Annotated in this window: 24 protein-coding genes and 1 other RNA gene; 11 read left to right on the plus strand and 14 right to left on the minus strand. The window is 58.4% G+C overall.

All coding sequences use genetic code 11. The features are described 5' to 3' along the window. The first annotated feature begins 190 nt into the window (after positions 1 to 190). The 11 genes from JOE65_RS11360 (at position 191) to JOE65_RS11410 (ending at position 8924) form a co-directional block, all read left to right on the plus strand. Positions 191 to 739 carry a DoxX family protein gene (locus tag JOE65_RS11360; protein WP_205163301.1) on the plus strand — a complete coding sequence of 183 codons (549 nt, stop codon included), beginning with the start codon at positions 191 to 193 and terminating at the stop codon, positions 737 to 739. Between the two features lie 6 nt (positions 740 to 745). Continuing rightward, the gene (gene aroA, locus JOE65_RS11365) at positions 746 to 2053 is read left to right on the plus strand and encodes a 3-phosphoshikimate 1-carboxyvinyltransferase (protein ID WP_205163302.1); all 1308 of its coding nucleotides are present in this window, start codon (positions 746 to 748) and stop codon (positions 2051 to 2053) included. A 111-nt stretch (positions 2054 to 2164) separates the two neighbouring features. Beyond that, a complete protein-coding gene (gene rsgA / locus JOE65_RS11370) occupies positions 2165 to 3160 on the plus strand; it encodes a ribosome small subunit-dependent GTPase A (RefSeq protein WP_239536698.1) in 996 nt (331 codons plus the stop codon). A gap of 67 nt (positions 3161 to 3227) precedes the next feature. Beyond that, on the plus strand, positions 3228 to 4037 hold the full coding sequence (hisN, locus tag JOE65_RS11375; RefSeq protein WP_205163304.1) for a histidinol-phosphatase: 810 nt from the start codon (positions 3228 to 3230) through the stop codon (positions 4035 to 4037). A gap of 8 nt (positions 4038 to 4045) precedes the next feature. Next, positions 4046 to 4807 (plus strand): class I SAM-dependent methyltransferase, encoded by a 762-nt coding sequence (locus tag JOE65_RS11380; RefSeq protein WP_205163305.1) that lies wholly within the window; start codon positions 4046 to 4048, stop codon positions 4805 to 4807. Positions 4808 to 4841: 34 nt separating this feature from the next. Beyond that, positions 4842 to 5762: a metal ABC transporter substrate-binding protein gene (locus JOE65_RS11385; protein ID WP_205163306.1), complete on the plus strand. Its 921-nt coding sequence runs from the start codon at positions 4842 to 4844 to the stop codon at positions 5760 to 5762. Continuing rightward, positions 5759 to 6526, plus strand: a complete 768-nt coding sequence (locus JOE65_RS11390; protein WP_205163307.1) for a metal ABC transporter ATP-binding protein — start codon at positions 5759 to 5761, stop codon at positions 6524 to 6526. Before JOE65_RS11385 ends, JOE65_RS11390 begins: the two co-directional genes overlap by 4 nt. A gap of 2 nt (positions 6527 to 6528) precedes the next feature. Continuing rightward, on the plus strand, positions 6529 to 7383 hold the full coding sequence (locus tag JOE65_RS11395; protein WP_205163308.1) for a metal ABC transporter permease: 855 nt from the start codon (positions 6529 to 6531) through the stop codon (positions 7381 to 7383). A 17-nt stretch (positions 7384 to 7400) separates the two neighbouring features. Then, positions 7401 to 8129 carry a metal-dependent transcriptional regulator gene (locus tag JOE65_RS11400; protein WP_205163309.1) on the plus strand — a complete coding sequence of 243 codons (729 nt, stop codon included), beginning with the start codon at positions 7401 to 7403 and terminating at the stop codon, positions 8127 to 8129. Next, complete coding sequence (locus JOE65_RS11405; protein ID WP_205163310.1) at positions 8122 to 8529, plus strand: fluoride efflux transporter FluC; 408 nt, start codon at positions 8122 to 8124, stop codon at positions 8527 to 8529. The genes JOE65_RS11400 and JOE65_RS11405 overlap by 8 nt, the downstream gene beginning before the upstream one ends. Further along, entirely contained in the window at positions 8526 to 8924 is a 399-nt protein-coding gene (locus tag JOE65_RS11410) for a fluoride efflux transporter FluC (protein WP_205163311.1), read from the plus strand. The genes JOE65_RS11405 and JOE65_RS11410 overlap by 4 nt, the downstream gene beginning before the upstream one ends. Positions 8925 to 9268: 344 nt before the next feature. On the opposite strand, the gene ssrA is transcribed toward JOE65_RS11410, so the two are convergent. The 14 genes from ssrA to JOE65_RS11480 form a co-directional block, all read right to left on the minus strand. Then, positions 9269 to 9637: a transfer-messenger RNA gene (gene ssrA, locus JOE65_RS11415) on the minus strand. An 83-nt stretch (positions 9638 to 9720) separates the two neighbouring features. After that, positions 9721 to 10086 (minus strand): hypothetical protein, encoded by a 366-nt coding sequence (locus JOE65_RS11420; RefSeq protein ID WP_205163312.1) that lies wholly within the window; start codon positions 10084 to 10086, stop codon positions 9721 to 9723. Continuing rightward, on the minus strand, positions 10083 to 10556 hold the full coding sequence (gene smpB / locus JOE65_RS11425; protein ID WP_205163313.1) for an SsrA-binding protein SmpB: 474 nt from the start codon (positions 10554 to 10556) through the stop codon (positions 10083 to 10085). The genes JOE65_RS11420 and smpB overlap by 4 nt, the downstream gene beginning before the upstream one ends. 75 nt (positions 10557 to 10631) lie before the next feature. Beyond that, entirely contained in the window at positions 10632 to 12140 is a 1509-nt protein-coding gene (locus JOE65_RS11430; RefSeq protein WP_205163314.1) for a M23 family metallopeptidase, read from the minus strand. A 29-nt stretch (positions 12141 to 12169) separates the two neighbouring features. Continuing rightward, positions 12170 to 13084: a permease-like cell division protein FtsX gene (gene ftsX / locus JOE65_RS11435; RefSeq protein ID WP_205163315.1), complete on the minus strand. Its 915-nt coding sequence runs from the start codon at positions 13082 to 13084 to the stop codon at positions 12170 to 12172. After that, on the minus strand, positions 13081 to 13782 hold the full coding sequence (ftsE, locus tag JOE65_RS11440; protein ID WP_205163316.1) for a cell division ATP-binding protein FtsE: 702 nt from the start codon (positions 13780 to 13782) through the stop codon (positions 13081 to 13083). The genes ftsX and ftsE overlap by 4 nt, the downstream gene beginning before the upstream one ends. A gap of 161 nt (positions 13783 to 13943) precedes the next feature. Further along, positions 13944 to 15059 (minus strand): peptide chain release factor 2, encoded by a 1116-nt coding sequence (gene prfB / locus JOE65_RS11445; protein WP_205163317.1) that lies wholly within the window; start codon positions 15057 to 15059, stop codon positions 13944 to 13946. A gap of 46 nt (positions 15060 to 15105) precedes the next feature. Further along, on the minus strand, positions 15106 to 15585 hold the full coding sequence (locus JOE65_RS11450; RefSeq protein ID WP_205163318.1) for a pilus assembly protein TadG-related protein: 480 nt from the start codon (positions 15583 to 15585) through the stop codon (positions 15106 to 15108). After that, complete coding sequence (locus JOE65_RS11455; RefSeq protein WP_338021624.1) at positions 15582 to 15968, minus strand: hypothetical protein; 387 nt, start codon at positions 15966 to 15968, stop codon at positions 15582 to 15584. Before JOE65_RS11455 ends, JOE65_RS11450 begins: the two co-directional genes overlap by 4 nt. 79 nt (positions 15969 to 16047) lie before the next feature. Continuing rightward, positions 16048 to 16380: a TadE family protein gene (locus tag JOE65_RS11460; protein WP_205164175.1), complete on the minus strand. Its 333-nt coding sequence runs from the start codon at positions 16378 to 16380 to the stop codon at positions 16048 to 16050. An 84-nt stretch (positions 16381 to 16464) separates the two neighbouring features. Further along, a complete protein-coding gene (locus JOE65_RS11465) occupies positions 16465 to 16698 on the minus strand; it encodes a hypothetical protein (RefSeq protein ID WP_420827506.1) in 234 nt (77 codons plus the stop codon). 62 nt (positions 16699 to 16760) lie between these two features. After that, positions 16761 to 17702 carry a type II secretion system F family protein gene (locus JOE65_RS11470; RefSeq protein WP_205163320.1) on the minus strand — a complete coding sequence of 314 codons (942 nt, stop codon included), beginning with the start codon at positions 17700 to 17702 and terminating at the stop codon, positions 16761 to 16763. Beyond that, complete coding sequence (locus JOE65_RS11475) at positions 17699 to 18553, minus strand: type II secretion system F family protein (protein WP_205163321.1); 855 nt, start codon at positions 18551 to 18553, stop codon at positions 17699 to 17701. Before JOE65_RS11475 ends, JOE65_RS11470 begins: the two co-directional genes overlap by 4 nt. Continuing rightward, positions 18550 to 19776 (minus strand): TadA family conjugal transfer-associated ATPase, encoded by a 1227-nt coding sequence (locus JOE65_RS11480; protein ID WP_205163322.1) that lies wholly within the window; start codon positions 19774 to 19776, stop codon positions 18550 to 18552. Before JOE65_RS11480 ends, JOE65_RS11475 begins: the two co-directional genes overlap by 4 nt. Between the last annotated feature and the right edge of the window lie 215 nt (positions 19777 to 19991).

Below are 19991 nucleotides of genomic sequence, written 5' to 3' on the forward strand. Positions count from 1 at the left end.
ACAGCCACCTTGACGAAGATATTCCAGTGGTTCCGGAACAACCGTCCCGATGACGTGTCTGCGGAGAATGAGTGGTGTGAGGTGTGGCGCGGGTCAAAAAGTGCCAAACTAGAGAGAACCTGCCCGCGGACCGTTGGTTCCGCGGATCGATTTGTTCCGGCCCCGAAAAGGGATCGGAGGAGGAGGCATCATGTCAGTAGTCCGTTTTGTAGCCCGCCCACTGCTTGCCACCGGCTTCATAGCATCGGGAGTGGATCGCCTGCGCAATGCCAATGACACGGCTGCCCAGTTGCGACCAACCCTTGAGCGCGCCCGTGGACTGGTTCCATCAGCAGCTCCGGTCTTCTCCAACGAGTTGCTCGTGGCCAGAGTCATGGGGGCCACCCAAGTGGGTGCCGGTGTTCTGCTCGGGTTAGGAAAGTTCTCACGGATCGCCGCCCTCGCCCTCGCTGTGACATCCGCGCTGAACGCGGTGGTTGAGTACAAGGAGGCCGATGCTTCCAGTCCCGAGGCAAAAAAAGCCCGACGCAACCAATTACTCAAGAACCTCTCACTCATGGGCGCCGTTCTCCTCGCTTCTGTGGACACGGCGGGTAAGCCAGGACTGGCTTGGCGCGCCGAGCACCTTGCAACGGACACCCGTAAGAGTGCCAAGGCCATGACCAAGGATGCACGCAAGAGGATGAAGAAGGCCGACAAGGCAGTCCGGAACGCAGCGTCCGACGTCGTCGGTTCATAGTTCCCCGTGCAGCATTGGCCGGCGCCGCACCCAGCGCACCCAGTTGAGGGTTCTCTCCGTCTTCCGGGATCCAAATCGCTGACCAACAGGTACCTGGTTCTTGCTGCACTGGCTAACGGTCCGTCCACCCTGCGAGAACCACTGAAGTCGCGGGACACGGACCTGATGATCGGCGCCCTGAGAAGTCTCGGTGCGGTTATAGAAGAAGTACCAGGTGAGGGCAGCTTCGGTCCGGATCTGCTCGTTAGACCTACACCCAGGGCAGCCAGTGGGGATACCGAGGTGGACTGTGGCCTTGCGGGAACCGTCATGCGGTTTGTTCCCGTCCTAGCAGCGTTGCGGTCCGGAAGAACTCGTTTCATTGGCGATGCCCAAGCGCGGGTGCGGCCGATGAACCCGGTTCTGGATTCGCTACGGGCCATGGGCGTGAGGCTGGAGTCCTCCGAGGACAGCACACTTCCGTTCAGCATACTTGGCACTGGAAACGTCACGGGCGGACCGGTGACGATCAATGCCGGAGCCTCCTCTCAATTCGTCTCGGCCATGTTGCTGGCAGGCGCCCGCTTCGACGACGGGCTGACCCTCGAGCATGACGGAGATACCGTCCCGAGCCCGGAACACATAGCCATGACGGTGGATGTCCTTCGCTCGGTTGGGGTTGACATTGATGACTCAGTGTCCGGACGCTGGAAGGTCTTCCCTGGCGCCATCCAGGCATTCGACATCCATATTGAACAGGACCTGTCGAATGCAGCACCGTTCCTCGCTGCGGCAGTGGCAACACGCGGACGGGTCCAGATCCCGGACTGGCCGGTAGTGACAACGCAGATCGGGGACCGGTTAAGGCATCTGTTGGTGCAGCTCGGATCCTCCGTTGAATTCGACGGGGGCACTGTGACCGTCACAGGTGGCGCGGAAATTCAGGGCGGCACCTTTGCCGCCACTGGTGAGCTCGCTCCGGTCATTGCGGCCCTGTGCGCTCTGGCGGACACACCGTCAACGCTTACCGGCATAGCCCACCTGCGCGGTCATGAGACGAACCGCCTTGCCGCTCTGACCACGGAGATTAATGGCCTTGGTGGCGACGTCGAAGAAACAGCGGATGGGCTGTTCATCCGGCCAAAACGCCTGCACGGCGGCGTTTTTCATACGTACAACGACCACAGGATGGCTATGGCCGGAGCGGTCCTGGGGCTAGCCATTGCGGACATCGACATCGAGAACATCGCCACCACCTCCAAGACCATCCCCGGATTCGCCGACCTGTGGAGCGAACTCGCAGCACAGGCCTCAACCACCGCTGGCGAGCGTTAGAGCATGGGCAGGGATTTTCGAAACTGGGATGAATCAGATGTCAGGATACGTCCCAACAAGAAGGGCTCCAGGCCCAGGACCAAGGAACGGCCGTCGCATGATGATGCGATCATGGGCAGAATTGTGACGGTGGACCGTGGCCGCTACCGCGCAGTTGTCGACGAAGATACTGAACAGGAACGGGTGGTCATCGCTGCCAGAGCCCGTGAACTACGGCGTCATCCCGTGGTCGCAGGAGACATGGTGTTTCTGGTTGGCGACGTCAGTGGAAAGCCAGACACCCTCGCTCGCCTTGTCCGCGTGGACGAGCGACGGACCGTTCTTCGACGGAGCGCCGATGATACAGACCCGGTGGAAAGAGTGGTTGTAGCCAACGCCGACCAGCTCGTTGTCGTGGTTGCTGCCACTAATCCCGAACCACGAACGGGATTCATCGACCGCGCAGTTGTCGCCGCCTACGATGCCGGTATCAGCCCGCTTCTCTGCGTTACCAAGGCCGATCTGAAGGATCCTTCGGATCTTTTGGATAACTACCGGCATCTTGATCTGACGGTCATCACCAGTCGCACAGCCGACGCCGACGCCGACGCGGTGGATGCTCTCTCCGAAGACGGGCTCTCAGCCCGGTTGGAGGGCGGCGCCGTCGAGGAGCTGAGAGGGCATCTGGAGGGAAAGGTCAGCGTCATGCTCGGCCACTCCGGGGTCGGCAAATCCACCATGGTCAACGCGCTGACGGGAGCAAACCGCGCGACAGGTGGCGTGAACGCAGTAACGGGCAGGGGCCGGCACACGTCGTCGTCGGCCCTGGCGCTCAAACTCGCAAACGCGCCCACCGGTAGCTGGATCATTGACACTCCTGGCATCCGGTCCTTCGGACTCGCTCATGTGAATCCTGACCGCATACTGAACTCATTTCCAGATCTCCAGCCCGGCACGGATATGTGCGAGCGCGGCTGCCTCCACGATTTCAGGGCCGTTAACTGCGGGCTCGATTCGTGGGTTGCAGCCGGTGATGCCGGAGCAGCAGGGCCTGCACGACTTGTCTCACTACGCAGGCTCCTCGGTTCGGATGTCCGGACAGAGGCCAAGGAACTGGGCCAATACTAACGGGACCCAAACGGTGTCGCTAGTGGGTGTACACGCTCCAGCACTGATCAACGATAGGTTATTGGGTATGCCTTTAGTTCAGAGCTACAACGATGACCTGCGTTTGGCGCACGTCATGGCCGATTCAGTCGACTCCCAAACCATGGCACGGTACAAGGCCCTGGATTTGAAGATCGAAACCAAACCAGATCTAACTCCCGTCACCGATGCCGACAAGGCGGCTGAAGAAGCGATTCGCGGACAACTTTCGCGGGCACGGCCACGGGACGCGGTACTTGGAGAGGAGTTTGGCAGCGCAGGCTCCGGCTCACGTCGCTGGGTCATTGATCCTATCGACGGAACAAAGAACTTCATTCGTGGTGTCCCCGTCTGGGCCACACTCATTGCGCTGGTGGACAACGGAGTGCCGGTTGTTGGGCTCGTCAGCGCCCCGGCGCTGGGAAAACGGTGGTGGGCGGCAACGGGAACTGGAGCATACATGGGCCGTTCGCTCGCTTCAGCCACCCGGCTGCACGTCTCGGATGTCTCGCGGTTAGCGGATGCCTCCCTGTCCTATTCGAGCCTCACCGGCTGGAAGGAACGGGGATCCCTCCCAGAGTTCATGTCGTTGGCCGATTCTGTCTGGAGAACTCGTGCCTACGGAGACTTCTGGTCCTACTGCCTCGTCGCCGAGGGAGCCGTCGACATTGCCTGCGAACCCGAGCTGAACGTCTATGACATGGCCGCACTGGTGCCAATTGTCACCGAGGCCGGTGGGCGCTTTACATCCCTCGAGGGCGTAGACGGCCCTTTGGGGGGTAATGCTCTGGCCACAAACAGCATTCTGCACAGCGACGTACTGAGGCGGCTCAATCCGGCCGTAAACCCGTTCCACTAACGCCCGGCATGGCAGGTACCGGACCAAAGATTGAAGCAAACCGTCGCCGCGAGCTTTCGGAGGCCTTTCAGACGGGCGCAGACCACTACGATCGAGTGCGACCGGGGTATCCACCAGATGCGGTGGTCGGACTGATACCAGCAGGTGCCCAAGACGCAGTCGACGTCGGTGCAGGTACCGGCAAGCTGACAACCATGTTGGTGGACCTCGGACTCAACGTCAAGGCGGTTGATCCGTCCTCGAAGATGTTGGAGCAACTCTCGAGGCGGCTTCCGGACGTCGCTGTCATCGCGGGTACTGCCGAGGAGACCTCGCTGCCGGACTCCTGTTCGGATGTGGTGACCGTTGCACAGGCTTGGCACTGGTGCGACCCCTTGATGGCGAGCGCCGAAGCGGCTCGTATTCTGCGTCGCGGTGGAACGCTGGCCCTGATCTGGAACCAGTTGGATACCAGCGTCCCCTGGGTCCACCGGTTCTCCCGCATCATCCACGCTGGAGACGTACTGAAGCCCAACTTCTCCCCGACTGTGGGACCTGACTTTTCGCAGCCTGAGCGGCAACTGACACCGTGGGCTCTTCCCATGACCATAGATGAGCTCATCGGGCTCGCACAGTCCCGCAGCTTCTATCTGGCTGCCGGTCAAGAAGCCCGTACCCGGTTGTTGGCCAACCTCAACTGGTATCTCCTCGATCACCTGGGCCATGAGCGTCATGATGTGCTCGAACTGCCGTATTTAGCGTTCGGATTCCGCTCACTTCGGCTCAGATGACCGAATTTCTCATCGGAGGCGCTAATGTTTAGGAATGCCTAAAGATTCATCTTCGCCCCACCTTCAGTGGGCGGGTATCGTTCCCCTGATCCTAGGCCTTATCCTCAGCGGGTGCGGCGCCCCTACGACCGCGCACGAACCCGACGACCGCCCCATGGTCATGACCACTTTCACGGTCTTGGCGGACCTTGTGCAAACAGTGGGCGGTGAACACGTCCGGGTGGAATCGATCACGAAGATCGGTGCGGAGATCCACGGATATGAGCCCACCCCCTCAGATCTGGTCAACGCTCAAGACGCGGATCTAATCCTTGACAACGGCTTGGGACTGGAACGGTGGTTTCAGCGCTTCGTGCAACACGTCGATGCACCGCGTGTTGTCTTGTCCGACGGCGTGTCCCCCCTTCCCATCACGAACGGCCGTTACGATGGCGAACCCAACCCGCATGCCTGGATGTCACCCATTGCGGCAAAAGTTTACGTGGACAACGCCGTCGTCGCCCTGTCCAACCTCGATCAAGAGCACAGCGCCGACTTCCGGCGCAATGGCGATCGGCTCAACGCCGAACTCGATGCGCTGATGCAGGATTTCCGCACAGCTTTCACCGGTAAGGACGCCACCATCTTGGCAACCTGCGAAGGGGCATTCTCCTACCTCGCCCGGGATGCGGGCCTGACAGAGGTGTATCTCTGGCCAGTGAACGCAGAGGCGCAGGGGACCCCGCGCCAGACGCAAAAAGTCATCCAGACCGTCCGAGAGCACAACGTACCTGCAGTGTTCTGCGAATCGACTGTCAACCAAGAAGCGCAGAAGAGGGTTGCCGCAGAATCCGGTGCGCAGCTCACCGGCCCCCTCTACGTCGATTCCCTCTCAGGGCCGCAAGGACCTGTTCCCAGCTTCCTAGCATTGCTGAGGCACGATCTCACCGTCATCAAAGAAGGACTCACGGAATGAGAAGATACCCGGTCTCAACAAGCATCGAGCCATCGATCCACGTTGAGAATCTCAGCGTCCGCTACCAGGAAACCCTTGCGCTGTCCGACGTGGAACTCCGTATTGAGCCCGGACGTATTTGCGGACTCATCGGCATGAACGGGTCCGGAAAATCGACCCTGTTCAAGGCCCTCATGGGCTTGGTCCAGCCAGACACGGGCAGAATCATTTTGAACGGCATGAGCATTCGGGCTGCGCGCCGGCATAACGCCGTCACCTACGTGCCCCAGTCCGAGGACGTCGACTGGTCCTTCCCACTCTCAGTTCGCGACGTCGTCATGATGGGACGTTATGGGCGGATGGGACCAACCCGCAGGCCGAGAATAGCAGATCGCGCTGCCGTCGAGCATGCCCTGGAGAGAGTTCAGCTCACCACACTGGCTCACCGTCAGATCGGCCAATTATCCGGCGGCCAGAAAAAACGGGTTTTTGTGGCACGCGGAATTGCCCAAGAGGCGTCCCTTCTGCTCCTTGATGAGCCGTTCGCCGGCGTCGACCGCACGTCCGAAGCTAACATCACCGGCCTGCTCAAGGAGCTCAAGGCGGAGAACCGCACCATCCTCGTCTCCACCCACGATCTGGCGGGCGTCCCCGAACTCTGCGACGAAGCCGTCCTACTTCACCAGAGGGTGCTGGCGCACGGAACCCCCACGGACGTGCTCACAAATGAAAACCTCGCTCGAGCCTTCGGCGCCGCGGCGACACCGGCCGAAGGACAGAGCTGACCATGGACGTTCTCGCCTGGCTCACTGAGCCCTTCCACTACGGGTTTCTCACTCGCGCGCTCATTGTCACCCTGGCGGCTGCGCTTGTCTCCGCCGTGCTCTCCTGCTGGCTCATTCTCATGGGCTGGTCACTGATGGGGGACGCCGTGTCGCACGCAGTTCTGCCAGGGGTTGCCCTGGCCTATATTGTCGGCGCACCATTCTCCCTCGGCGCTTTCGTCTTCGGGGCCGGCGCCGTCTCCCTGATAGGCCTGGTCCGTTCCACCACCAGACTCAAGTCCGACACCGTGATCGGCGTCGTCTTCACATCCCTCTTTGCCGTCGGATTAATCATTGTCTCCGCAACGCCAAGCCAAGTGGATCTCGGGCATATCCTCTTCGGGAACGTCCTCGGAGTCAACGACGCCGAACTATGGCAGGTAATCATCCTAGGAGCGCTGACGCTGGCTGCGCTCCTCTTCAAACGTCGGGACCTGACGCTCTATGCGTTCGACCAGGTACACGCGCACGCTATTGGGCTCAGCACACGCCTGCTCTCCGCCCTGCTGCTGGGCCTGCTTGCCCTCACCGTCGTCGTCGGGCTTCAGGCTGTGGGAATCATTCTGGTGGTGGCCATGCTCATCACACCCGGGGCAACAGCCTTCCTGCTCACACGAAAGTTCACCACCATGCTAATCATTGCGGCTGGCCTCGCCGTCGGGTCCTCCGTAGCGGGGATCTACGCAAGCTACTATTTCGATGTATCCACCGGCGCATCCGTTGTCGTGGCCCAGTCAGTATTGTTCTTTTGTGCTTATCTTTTTGCACCACGAACCGGAGTGCTGACGAACATCAGACGCGCAACGGCAACACAGTGAAGGAGGCGGGAAAGGACATGGCAGGAACAGACGACGGCCAGTCCGCCGATGCGCACAGTGCCAGTGTGCAGGACTATGTGAAGGTGATTTACGGGCTGACTGAGTGGAGGTGCGCGCCAGTGACTCCCGTCCGGATCGCGAAACGACTCTCGGTCGCGAACTCCTCCGTGACAGGGATGCTGACAAAACTTGTCCGGCTGGGGCTCGTGGACTACGTTGCCTACAAGCCCGTCCTGTTGACCCCGGAAGGACGCACCCTCGCCCTGACCATGGTGCGCAGGCACCGTCTTCTCGAAACCTTCCTCGTCCAAGATCTTGGTTACACCTGGGATGAAGTCCATGCCGAGGCGGAAATGCTAGAACACACCGTCTCGGACCGATTCATTGAGGAGCTGGACAAGAGGCTCCACCGTCCGCGTCGAGACCCACACGGTGATCCGATTCCCTCCCACGACGGCACCATCGTACTCCCCCAGGCCCATCCTCTTTCCGAGCTCGACGACGGCCATCCGGGGCACTTAGTGCGTGTCAGCGATGAAAATCCGGCTCTGCTAAGATTCCTGACCACCGAGGGAGTTTCCCTCGATACCCCCGTAAAGGTCCTCGAGCGCAACCAGTTCGGTGGATCGATGCGTGTTGGTTTCGGAGAGAGCCCCAACGTCACAGTCCTCAACGCCGGAGACGAGATGGCGGACGCACTCTGGATCCATTCCACCGACACTCACATTGGGTGCAACCTTGTCTAATACCCACACCTGGAAAGTTTGGACCGGCGTCGGATGCGGTGCATTCCTGGGAACCGAGGCACGGTACCTCATAGGCCTGGCGGTCCCCGAAACATCGGGAAGCGTCCCATGGACAACGCTGGCCGTCAATATTACCGGCAGTTTCATCCTCGGTTACCTGACCTCGAGGTGGATGGCGCGCCCCGCACCGTTCTGGTTGCGGGCCGCCGTTGGGCCGGGAATCCTCGGTTCGTTCACCACGTTCTCTTCGGTCATGCTCACCCTGACCATACTGAGCACCGACGGTTCAACCGGCTGGGCCGCGACCTACCTTGCGCTCTCTGTGGTTTTAGGGCTAGGGGCAGCGGTCGCCGGATTATCGCTCGGTAGGCGGACCCGGCGGGAAGCGAGCAACGAATGACCGGCTTCTGGCTCGCCCTGACCATCGGATCGGCAGGCGCCGTCGGAGGACTCTTACGCTTCGGCCTAGACAGCTTCTTCGCTGCCCGGCAGGCTCACGACGGTGGCCTCCCGCACTGGCCCTGGGCCACATTCGTCGTCAACGCCGTGGGTAGCACGCTCATCGGGCTCGTCTTCGGATGGTACTCACAGCGTGAGGCAGCCAATGCTGGCTACGAAGTCGTGGGGATCGGCTTAGCGGGAGGACTGACAACCTTCAGCTCATGGACTGTTGCGACAGTGAAATTGTGGATGGAAGGACGCCAACGAGCCGCGCTAGGAAATGTGCTGGCTAACATCATTGTTGGTTGGGGTTGCGCAGTCTTCGGCATCTGGGTCACGAGCAGCCTCGTCTAACCGCGAGAAACCCGAAACTCTTGATTTTGGTTGCGGTCAACGTCCCTCTTCACGCCGCAAAAATCCCCACACCAGAAAAAGAATCCCCAACGCAAAAGGCCACAATGTGTAGAGATTGTGGCTCCCCCCAATGTACGCCATGGTCACGATGAAGATCACGGTACCCAGAACGAGTATGAGCCCAAACACAATGAGAGCACGGCCACGATTCGGAGGTGGTATCGGTGGCAACCAAGACGGCCGCTCGTCCAACGGAGTCATTTCATCAGCATACTGCTGTTCTTGACCGCTTTGCGACTAGGCACAGAAGAGCCCCACAATCACAAGGATTGCGGGGCTCGCTTCAGTGGAGATGGGGGGAATCGAACCCCCGTCCGATGTTGCTTTGCCAGTACTTCTCCGGGCGCAGTTTGCCTCGAGATTTCTCGGCCTCAACCATCACGCAAACAAGTGGTTGACTCAGGCCCAGCCGTCTAAGTATGCCCGAAGCGCCGACGGCGAACGCTTCAAGCAGTGGCTATCTAAGCGACGCCAGTATCAGGGGTGATAGCAACCTCTGGCTGACGGACTGTCTGGCTGCTTACGCAGCGAGAGCGAAGTCAGTGCGTTTTGAATCGGCACTTATTGTTTTGCAGAGAGCGTTTACGAGATAGCCCTGCATCCTCGGCCCGCTTCTCCTGGCGCGACGAACATCGTCGAAACCTGTCATCCCCATGTTGAGTTATCAAATGCCGGTCACCCGACACAATCCCGTAGGACTTAACAGTCTAGCGCATCCGGAACTGAGATGTCTCGCCTACCCGAAGTTGACGCCGAGAATAACAATGGGAGCTTGCCAGAGCAGCACGACAATAACCGAGACCCCGGTGAAGGCGATGGCGAGTGCCGTCAGCGCCGTCACAGCAGCACGCTTACGCCGGAAGCCCCATAGGAAAGCCAGAAGGTTCGGAACGATGAGGACCGGCGACAACCAGACCAAGATCTGCGCCAGGTAGATATAAATCAAGAACGCAAAGGGAAAGAGCGACAACATCCCTGCCGGGATAATCAGCAGAAGCAGTAAAAGGTCCACCGCCACCATGATCGTCACACCCAACGGGCGAACCGGCGGCACGTCCTCGATTTCCTCGTCGGGGCTAACTTCCCAAAAAACGCTACTCACGCTTGCCTGTTTTTCTCCCGCATTGCCCGCAGAGCTTCGCGATTATCCTGCTTCTCGCGAAGCGTTTGACGCTTGTCGTAATCCTTTTTTCCTCGCGCTACGGCGATTTCCACTTTCGCTTTGCCGTCCACAAAGTACAACTGCAAAGGCACAAGGGTAAAGCCCGACTCACGAATCTTGTGGGAGATCTTGTCGAGTTCTTCACGATGTAGCAGCAGCTTCCGCCGCCGACGCGCCGAATGGTTGGTCCAGCTGCCTTGCGTGTACTCAGGAATATGAATACCTTCGAGCCACAGCTCGTCTCGATAGAAAACAGCGAACCCGTCTGTCAACGACGCTCTGCCTTCCCTGAGCGACTTCACTTCAGTACCCATCAGGGCAAGGCCTGCCTCATAGGTATCAAGCACAGCGTAGTCGTGCCGGGCCTTTCTGTTCGTGGCCACAACTTTACGACCACTCTCTTTAGGCACAGCACAACTCCTTCGGCGATAATGGACGCACACCGCGTCAATTCAGCAGTGAACAATGCGGTCTACTCTACACGTCTACATGAGGCTCATCGGGTTCACGAGCTCCCCGTTCAACATCGTCTCGAAATGAAGATGGCACCCAGAGGAGTTGCCCGTATTGCCCACCCGACCAATGAGTTGGCCAGCGCTCACACGTTGCCCTGAATAAACGTTCATGCTCTGAAGATGGTAAAAATTGGTTGCTAAGACGTTGCCCCGAACAATTCCATGATTGAGCACAATACGGTTTCCTGTGCCAATCATCTGACCGCCACCCTGATCCGCGAACCAGACTTCCCCGCTCGCCGGGGCGTAAACCGGTGTGCCACAAGGCGGTGCGAAATCAATTCCGCTATGCAGATAACCACCGATGCCGCCAAAGTCGATAGTGCCCGACGGCGTCGGCCGCCATCCGAAACCGGATGAGATAGGAGCGTTGACGGGATACTTCAAACCGAACGCGGACGGATTACCAGGGGCGACAGGCGCCGGTGCTGGTGCCGGCGCCGGCTTTATCGGAGGCGGCGGAGGCGGTTCCGGGCGGTTATTCTTGGCCGCTTCACGGCGATCACGTTCGATCTGCTCCTGACGTGCCTTCTCTGCAGCCGCAGCCGCCGCCTCTGCAGCTGCGGCCTCCGCAGCCGCAGCCTGACGCCGTTGCTCCTCGGCCTTGCGCCGAGCTTCTTCCAACAATTTGCGCTGACGTTCGGCTATCTGCTCCTGAACAGCCTCCTGAGCAGCTCTAGTCTGCTCCAGCTTCTTCTGAACGACTGGTCGCTGTGCCTCGAGTTTCGCGGACAGAGAGGACGTGTCTGCAATGAGTTTATCGACGTGCTCCTTCTTTGCCGCAGCATCATCGCGGGCGTCCTGCTCACGCGCGAGTGCCTCATCTGCCTGCACTTTGAGATCGCGGATTTCCTCCTCAACAGAAGTAAGACGCGCCTCGGAATTGGCGTTCGTAGCATTCTGCTGAGCCAAGCGGTCCATGGCCGCACCTTGGCTTCGCATAGCTTGATCGGCAAGGTTTATGGAACTGGTCAGGTTATCTGCGCCGTCTGCTCCGAGAATCAGCGAAATACTTGAAGGCACGCCACCATTCTTGTACGCCTGCGTGGCAATTTGGCCGATGACCTTTTTGGTCTCGGTCATCCTTGCCTTGTCCTGATCAATCTGTTGGGAGATCTTGTCTTTGGTCTCTTGGGCGAGGTCCACCCGCTGTGACAGTCCATTGACTTCGTTGGTCGCTTCAACCACCCGGCCCTGAGCATCAGCAAGTTCCTGCTGAGCCGCTGGTAGCTGACCCTGATAGGTCTCGAGGGTCGCGACAGTCTCGGCTATGTCCGTGTCAAGAAACTCCAGAGACTCTTTGACATTCTCGATTTTCTCCTTCAAAGCGGAGTTCTGGTCATCCAGATCATTCGCCTGCGCTACCCCGGCAACCCCAACAGACACCGTCAGAACGGTGACCAGCGCTGTACCCACCAGCGCACTGTAGAGGCAGGGACCGCCGTTCCGGCTTCCCTTACCAAATTTCATCGACTGCATAGTCTCTACTTTCCTCACAAGGCACTACTCTAAACCTTTAAGTACCGCCGGAGGGTTAACAATGAGGACAGTCCGGCCAGAAGCACCGCCAAGAGAATCAATCCAGGCGCAATCCACAGCACCTGCATGGAGGAAATGAAGGCAGTTTCAGGGTACTGCTTGGCCAGCCACCCGCCAATGGCAAAGTGCGAAATGGACCACAGCGTTCCCGATGCCAGCGCCGCACCGATGACCGCCGCGATCACTCCTTCCAGTACAAACGGTAATTGGATGACAGCTTTGGATGCGCCGACAAGGCGCATGATGCCGGTTTCCCGACGTCGGCTGAAGGCAGAGAGCCTGATCGTCGTGGCGATCAGAAGAGTCGCGCAGACAAGCATGACCCCAGCAATCACCAGTGCCACGCCCGAAGCGAAGTTAATGACAGAGAAGACCTTCTCGAGCAGTTCACGCTGGTCAATCACCACCTCAACACCGGGCAATGACGAGAAGGCCTCATTGATGACTTCGTACTTTTCAGGATCTTGCAGGCTCACTCTGAAGGATTCGGGCAACTGATCCGCGGTGACCGAATCGACGATGGGCGAGTTCGCGAACTGGTCTCGGAAGTGAGCCAGTGCCTGCTCCTGCGATTCGTACTCAACGGTGTCCACGTACTGCTGAACGGTGGGAGAACTCAGAACATCGCGGATACCGTCACGCTGTTCGTCCGTCACGGGCCCCTGGGCACAGGTCGCAGCAGAAGACGAGTCGCCGCACAGGAAGACGGCAACTTGCACTTTGTCGTACCAGTAGCCTTTCATCTGGTTTATCTGAAGTTGGAGCAGTCCAGCTGCGCCGACGAACGTCAGCGACACAAAGGTCACCAGAATCACGGAAACAACCATGGACAGGTTTCGGCGCAGTCCTGAGCCAATCTCGCCCAGGATAAAAGCTAGCCTCATTCGGCGACCTTCGTCTCTCCGATGTAGATGCCGTGCGCTTCGTCGCGCACCACGAGGCCGTCACGCAGCTCCACAACGCGCTTACGCATCGAATTGACGATGTCGTCGTCGTGGGTCGCCATCACTACCGTGGTGCCATTTTGGTTGATGCGGTCAAGAACGCTCATGATGCCCGCAGATGTAGTCGGGTCCAGGTTACCGGTAGGTTCATCTGCCAGCAGGATGCCAGGCTTGTTGACAATCGCGCGGGCAATCGCCACACGCTGCTGCTCACCACCGGAAAGTTCGTGTGGCAAACGTAAATTCTTGCCTTCCAGCCCGACGGTCTTGAGGACTTCAGGGACCGTTTCCCTGATGACCGCACGGCTTCTGCCGATAACCTGCATGGCGAACGCGACGTTGGAGAAGACATTCTTGTTCGGCAGCAGACGAAAGTCCTGAAAAACGACGCCTATCCCGCGCCGAAGCCTTGGCACTCGCCAACTGGGAATATTCGCCACGTTCTGCCCGGCAACGTAGACAGATCCCCGGGACGCTCGGTCTTCCTTGAGCACCAGCCGAAGGAAAGTAGACTTTCCGGAGCCAGAGGCACCGACCAGAAAAACAAACTCGCCGCGGTCGACGTCTATGCTTACCGCATCCAACGCCGGTCGGGAATTTTGGTCATAGATCTTGGTGACCTGATCAAATCGAATCATGACTACTCTGCGCCCAAAACTCTCACGCCGGACATTGGGCTTTTGTTTGGGGAAGAATGTTCCGGCTCCTTGACTATAGCGAGCCGTCTCGATGATCACTGCGACGCCGTTATAGCGTGTCGTCAGGCAGCGAACGGTTTTCGGATAAAACGACAGAAGGTTTATCCGTGCGCGTTGCGGCTATTGGTCCGCCAGCGAATGCCAGCATCGATGAAGTCGTCGATTTCGCCGTCGAACACTGCCGACGGATTGCCCACTTCATGTTCCGTGCGGAGGTCCTTCACCATTTGGTATGGGTTCAGCACGTAGGATCGCATCTGGTCACCCCACGATGCCTTGACATCCCCCGCCAATGCTTTTTTCTCTGCGTTCTCCTCTTGTTTCTTGAGCACAAGCAGCCTTGATTGGAGCACTCGAAGAGCAGCTGCACGGTTTTGAAGCTGTGACTTTTCATTCTGCATCGATACCACCACCCCGGTGGGGATGTGCGTGAGTCTCACCGCGGAGTCCGTTGTGTTGACTGACTGTCCACCAGGGCCCGACGACCGGAAGACATCCACCTTGATCTCGTTATCTGGGATGTCGATACTGTCCGTTTGCTCGATCAGAGGAATAACTTCGACCGCGGCAAAGGAAGTCTGACGACGCCCCTGGTTGTCAAACGGGCTTATACGCACGAGACGGTGCGTCCCCGCTTCAACCGACAGCGTCCCGTAGGCATAAGGTGCTTTGACCTCGAACGTCGCTGATTTGAGTCCGGCTTCTTCCGCATAAGAAGTATCCAGAATGTGGGTTGGAAAGCCCTTGCGCTCCGCCCAACGCAGATACATTCGCAGGAGCATTTCAGCGAAGTCCGCTGCGTCTACGCCGCCCGCGCCGGACCTGATGGTCACGACCGCCTCGCGTTCGTCGTACTCGCCCGCCAAAAGCGTAACGATCTCCAGATTCTGCAGTGATTTTCGGAGGGATTGCAGTTCCCTCTCAGCTTCTTCCAGCGCAGCGGCGTCGTGTTCTTCCTCGCTGAGTTCCACGAGGACCTCAAGATCATCGATCCTAGAGTCGAGTCGTCTCAGGCGTTCCAGGGAGGTCTGTCGGTGCGACAACCTAGAGGTGACCTTCTGCGCTGCAGCTGGGTTATCCCACAGATTCGGTGCTGCCGCCTGCGCGCTCAGATCCTCAATATCCTCTTTCAATTCATCCACATTAGATACGTTCACAATGGATGAATAGGTTGCCCGAAGTGTGCGGATTTCCGCTGAAAAATCAGTAGCTGCCATGGTTCTTACAGACTACGTCATAGCCACTCATCTGGTCATCCAGCCTCTAACGCCCAAGCTGAGGTCTGGCCTCGCTAACGACGACGATGTCTATCCCAGCGGGCACCAAGTAGTTCACGATGGGCGGGTGCACGACTGCCGTAAGTACCACGTGGGCAGTCCTTCCTTCCGGAGCACCGGTCTGTCCCGAGATGGACAGTTCGTTGAATCTGGCTGCCGCGCCGGTGTCGGAAATGTATTTGGCCGCTGCAGCTTGAACAGAAGTCTTCGTTAGCGCAGGAGCCGGGCCGCGCGTTCCATCCTGGACCTCTCCAACGCCGAAATTGTCGGATGCGGCAAGCGACGCACTGTCAGCAACCGAAAGAAGTTTCTTGTGTTCCAGGTAGACGGCCGAGATAGCCATCACCACGGTAAGCACCATGAGAGTGAGGATGACGTAACCAATCACCAGGATCATGACCTGTCCAGATTCATCACCTACGTGCTCCCGTTGCCCGTTAGTGTCTGTATCTTTCTCGACTATCATCCAAAACGCTCCACTATCTGGGTAGATGTGGAATGCACAACGCCCATCGTCGAATTGCCGCCGAACCGTGGCACAAAGGGCAAAGGTACCGGAACCGTCACGTCCACCGTGACGAATGAACCCGGCGTCAGGCAGGCTTCAGAGCACGAAATACTCATGTCTAACGTCGCTGGATCGAATCCGAAATCTGCAACAGCGACAGCCGCAGCCCGTCGGGCCAAGGCCTCAGCCTCTCCTGGCGCTTCAGCCGCCACATAAACTTTCGCGGCCTGATCCGCTGCTCCAACCACGGCAAAGGATCCACCCTGTAACTGGGACGCGGTGATGATGATGTAGACCATGGGTACAAGCAACAACAACCCAAGAACAACGAACTCCAACACCGCGCTCCCCCGCTCCTGAGCATTTGGTCCCGGACACGCTGCACGCCTGATCCTGGCGGTAAGTGTCTTCAGATGACGATTACCTCTGGAGAGCGGCATGCCCGGTCACCACCATGACGTTTGACGGCCCAAAGAGCCCGAGGACTGGAAGCGGTGCACGAACAGTTACTCTCAATGTCGGCACACCGTAAGCGTTGTCCTGTGCGACGCTGATGTCTTCGGCGAAAGACCCGCTGATGGACCCTCGGATCAGTGTTTCTGTGCGGCCCTCCGCATCAGCTGGCGTCCGGTCAGCCAACGTCCCATACCGGGCTCCTGAGGCAGCAGCGTCGATCAAGGTGTTGCGAACATGCAGAACCAGCGTGAGCTGGATGATCGAAATGAAAATGAGCGTCAGCAAGCCTCCGACCATAACGAAATCCACGACGGCCGCTCCATTGTCGGAGGAGCAAGAGGCCTTCAGCCGGGTGCGAAGCCTCTGGACGATGACTTTCACCTATCCCGTGATCCGGCCCATGGCGTCCTGGAACATAGCCGCTAGCTGTTCCTGAGCCAGCGCCAGCAATCCAGCAACGAGCACGGCCGACATCAGGGTGATCATGACCCAGCCCGGGACGTCTCCGCGCTCTCCGTCGCGTGGATCCCGTGCAATGGCAATTCGCAGCATTAGCGCCGCCATGAGACCCGGAAGGAGTGCGAGCATGCGGAGAGGATTGACGGTGAGACGCATAGTGATTTCCTTTTCATGATGAGACTGATATATCGGTTTATACGGCTTGATCGAAGGCGTTTTTAGAGACCCAGATTCAGTAGAGCTATTCCGGGGAAGATGGCGAAAACAACGGAAAGCGGGAGGACTCCGAACACCAGCGGGACCATCATGCCTATCTCCTTGCGCCCGGCTGATTCCATGAGTTCGCGCTTTGCCATGTCGCGAACATCCTGAGCCTGAGCGCGAAGGACATCGGCCAACGGGGTGCCTCGCTCGACGGCCACCGTGATCCCGTCCACAAAACGCGCCAGTGGTGCCAACTCTGTTCGGTTGGAAAAGCTCTTCAGTGCGGACAATAGAGGTATGCCTGATCTAGTTTCGGCCAGTACTGTGGCGAATTCCTTGCTGAGCTCGCCGTGCGCGGTCCGACAGATGCGCTCAAGGGCTCCCACGGCGCTTTCCCCGGCGCTCACAGCCAAAGCCATGAGCTCGGCCAGGCTTGGAAATTCTGCCAACATTTTGGCTTCTCTGCTCTTGATTTTCATACCAAGTACATGGTCGCGAAAGACGAAACCGCCGACGGCGAACCCAAGCAGCACTACTAGGCCAAGGAAGCCGTTGAAGGTGCCGTTACTGGCGAGCACGCCCAAGAACCCGGCACCGGCCAGAATTCCCAGTCCGCCCCAAATAATCTGTTCAGCACGAAAATCTACAACACTCTTGCTCGTTCCGGATTGGACCAAGCGTTTAGCGAGGGATCCCGAAACTGGATTGAATCTGTTGAGCCGCCTGACTGCATCGTGAAGGACCGGCCGAAAAATCCGCTCTAACGGCCCAAAGGGAGTGATGTTCTCCCCCACCGCACGAAACAACCGAGAGCCTGCATCCAAGGACTTCAGTTGCGGTGCAACGCGCTCCACGAATCGCCGCTTCCGCATGACCGGTAAGCGGACAAAGCTGAGCCACAATCCAGAGCCGAGGGCGGAACCCAGCAGCACACTCCAAGCGATATAGGCGGTCACTGAAGTACCCTCTCGTCCTCGGGCAGCGCACCGATTTTGATCATCAACCAATAGCAAAAAACGGAGACGAGTAGCCCGGCGACCAGCACGCCGACGCCGGCCGTAGTGTTATACGCCTCCACGGCCTCGGGCCTTGTAGCGAGCAGCATCAGAATGATCCATGGCGCAGCGACGGCAAGCCTGGCTGCACTGACTGTCCACGACTGCCTAGCTTCAAGTTCGCTACGGGTTCTGGCGCTGTCGCGGAGAAATTCAGCGAGTGTTCCCAGAAGTCGTCCGAGATCCGAACCACCAACTTCCCGAGTCATTCTCAGCGCTTCGATAATCCTGTCTCCGACGGGGTCAGCGAGCCGGGCCTTCAATAAAAGCAGAGCGTCGTCGAACCGCCCTCCGGACCGGTAGTCAGCTCCGAACTCACGAAAGGCACTGCGCAACTCCTCTGGCCCCTTCTCGCTGAGCTGAATGAGCGCTTCTGGCAACGATAAACCTGCCCGAATGCCTGAGCGTAGGTGATCCACAACATCGGGCCATAGTTCTCGAAGCGAAGCCCTGCGCTGTTTGGCACGCCACTGAACAATGACGAATGGAACGGCGGTCCCAAATAATCCAAAACACGCCGCAACGGGCGGAGCTCCAGTCAACACATTGACGAGCAAGAAGACGAATATGCCCACCACGACGCATGACAGTACTAGGCCATTGGCCGAGACGCGCTCAACTCCGGCCTGGATAAGGAGCTCGTTAATTCTGCTCCTGCGTGCCGCTGTCTTGGTCTTCTCAACTACGGGCCAGCAAGACCACCACATCAGAAACAGCCCGATACCCATGAGTAACCCGACAAGCGCAGTCATGCGTAGGTTCCCAACAGTTCGGAAACGCTGTACCCACGGCGTACTAGCTTTTCGTCATCAGTCAGCCCGGAAGCGGTTACAACCAGCTCGCCATTGACCCGGCGAAAGAGTGATGTGGATTCGATGATGCCGTTTTCAACGCGGCGACCCAGTGCAAGGATCTCGGCTACTTCACGCTTGCCCGTTGCGGATCGAGAACAGTGGACAACAAGATCGATGCACGCCGCGACAGTGGGCACGACGAACGCGCTGGAAATGTTTTCACCAGCCAGCAGCGGCAGGGTACAAATTTTGGTCACTGCATCGTGCGCACTATTTGCGTGTACCGTGCACATGCCCGGGAGACCCGAGTTGAGGGCGATGAGCATATCCAGGCTTTCGGCTTCCCTCACTTCTCCGACGATCAGCCGGTCAGGACGCATACGTAGTGCTTCTTTAACGAGCCGGCGCATGGGGATCTCGCCTCCACCTTCCAGATTCGCCTGGCGGCACTGCAGACCGACAACGTCGCGAAGTGGCAGTTGAAGTTCGAAAATTTCCTCTACTGTGACCACACGTTCGCGGGAACCAATTCCCGCGGCCAGACAATTGAGCATGGTTGTCTTGCCTGCTTGAGTTGCCCCCGATACCAGAACATTCATCCCGCTCGCCACGGATGCGCCAAGGAACCGAGCCGCTTGGGGTGTCATCGACCCCAACTCAACCAAATGCTCTAACCGGGTGGCACGGGCAATGAACTTCCTGATATTGACCGCCCAATGCCGCCTGGTGACGTCTGGAATGACCACGTGCAGCCGCGAACCATCAGGTAAGGCCGCGTCCACGAAGGGAGATGAAAGATCAAGCCTGCGCCCTGATGATTTCAGCATCCGCTCCACCAGGTCTTTTACCTGCTGCTCCGTAAGCGTCAAAGACGTGAGCTCGGATTCCCCTGCCCGGGCAACATATATCTCCGAGGGCGAGTTGATCCAAACTTCTTCTACCGTTGGATCATCGAGAAGCGGCTGGAGGACACCAAAACCGGCTACAGCATCGTAAACGTGCTGCCGAACGCGATCCGGCGCGCCAAGTGGAGGGACAACACCAAGGAGTGACCGCTCGTCGTAATCGCTGATGGCTGCGTCTACAAGACGACGTACCTCGGAATTCTGGTTGGCAGGATCCAAGCCTCTGTGGCGGATGAGGCTGCGAACCTCGTCCTCCACAATGCGCAGTGCCTCCATGCTGTTCCCCCAAAATCGATCCATAAAGTAACTTATTCCACATTGACCAGTCGTTATCTATGACGACTGTGATTCCACACTACCGGATGCAATAAGACGAGACTTTGCGCCTGTGGATAACTACCCCTGGTCCCTTCACATTCACCACTCTGGTAACAGGTGTAACATTCCGCTATCATTTGAGGGCATTGGCCAGTCACTTGTGCTATGGCCTT

This window comes from Arthrobacter roseus (assembly GCF_016907875.1).
GTDB lineage: Bacteria > Actinomycetota > Actinomycetes > Actinomycetales > Micrococcaceae > Arthrobacter_J > Arthrobacter_J roseus.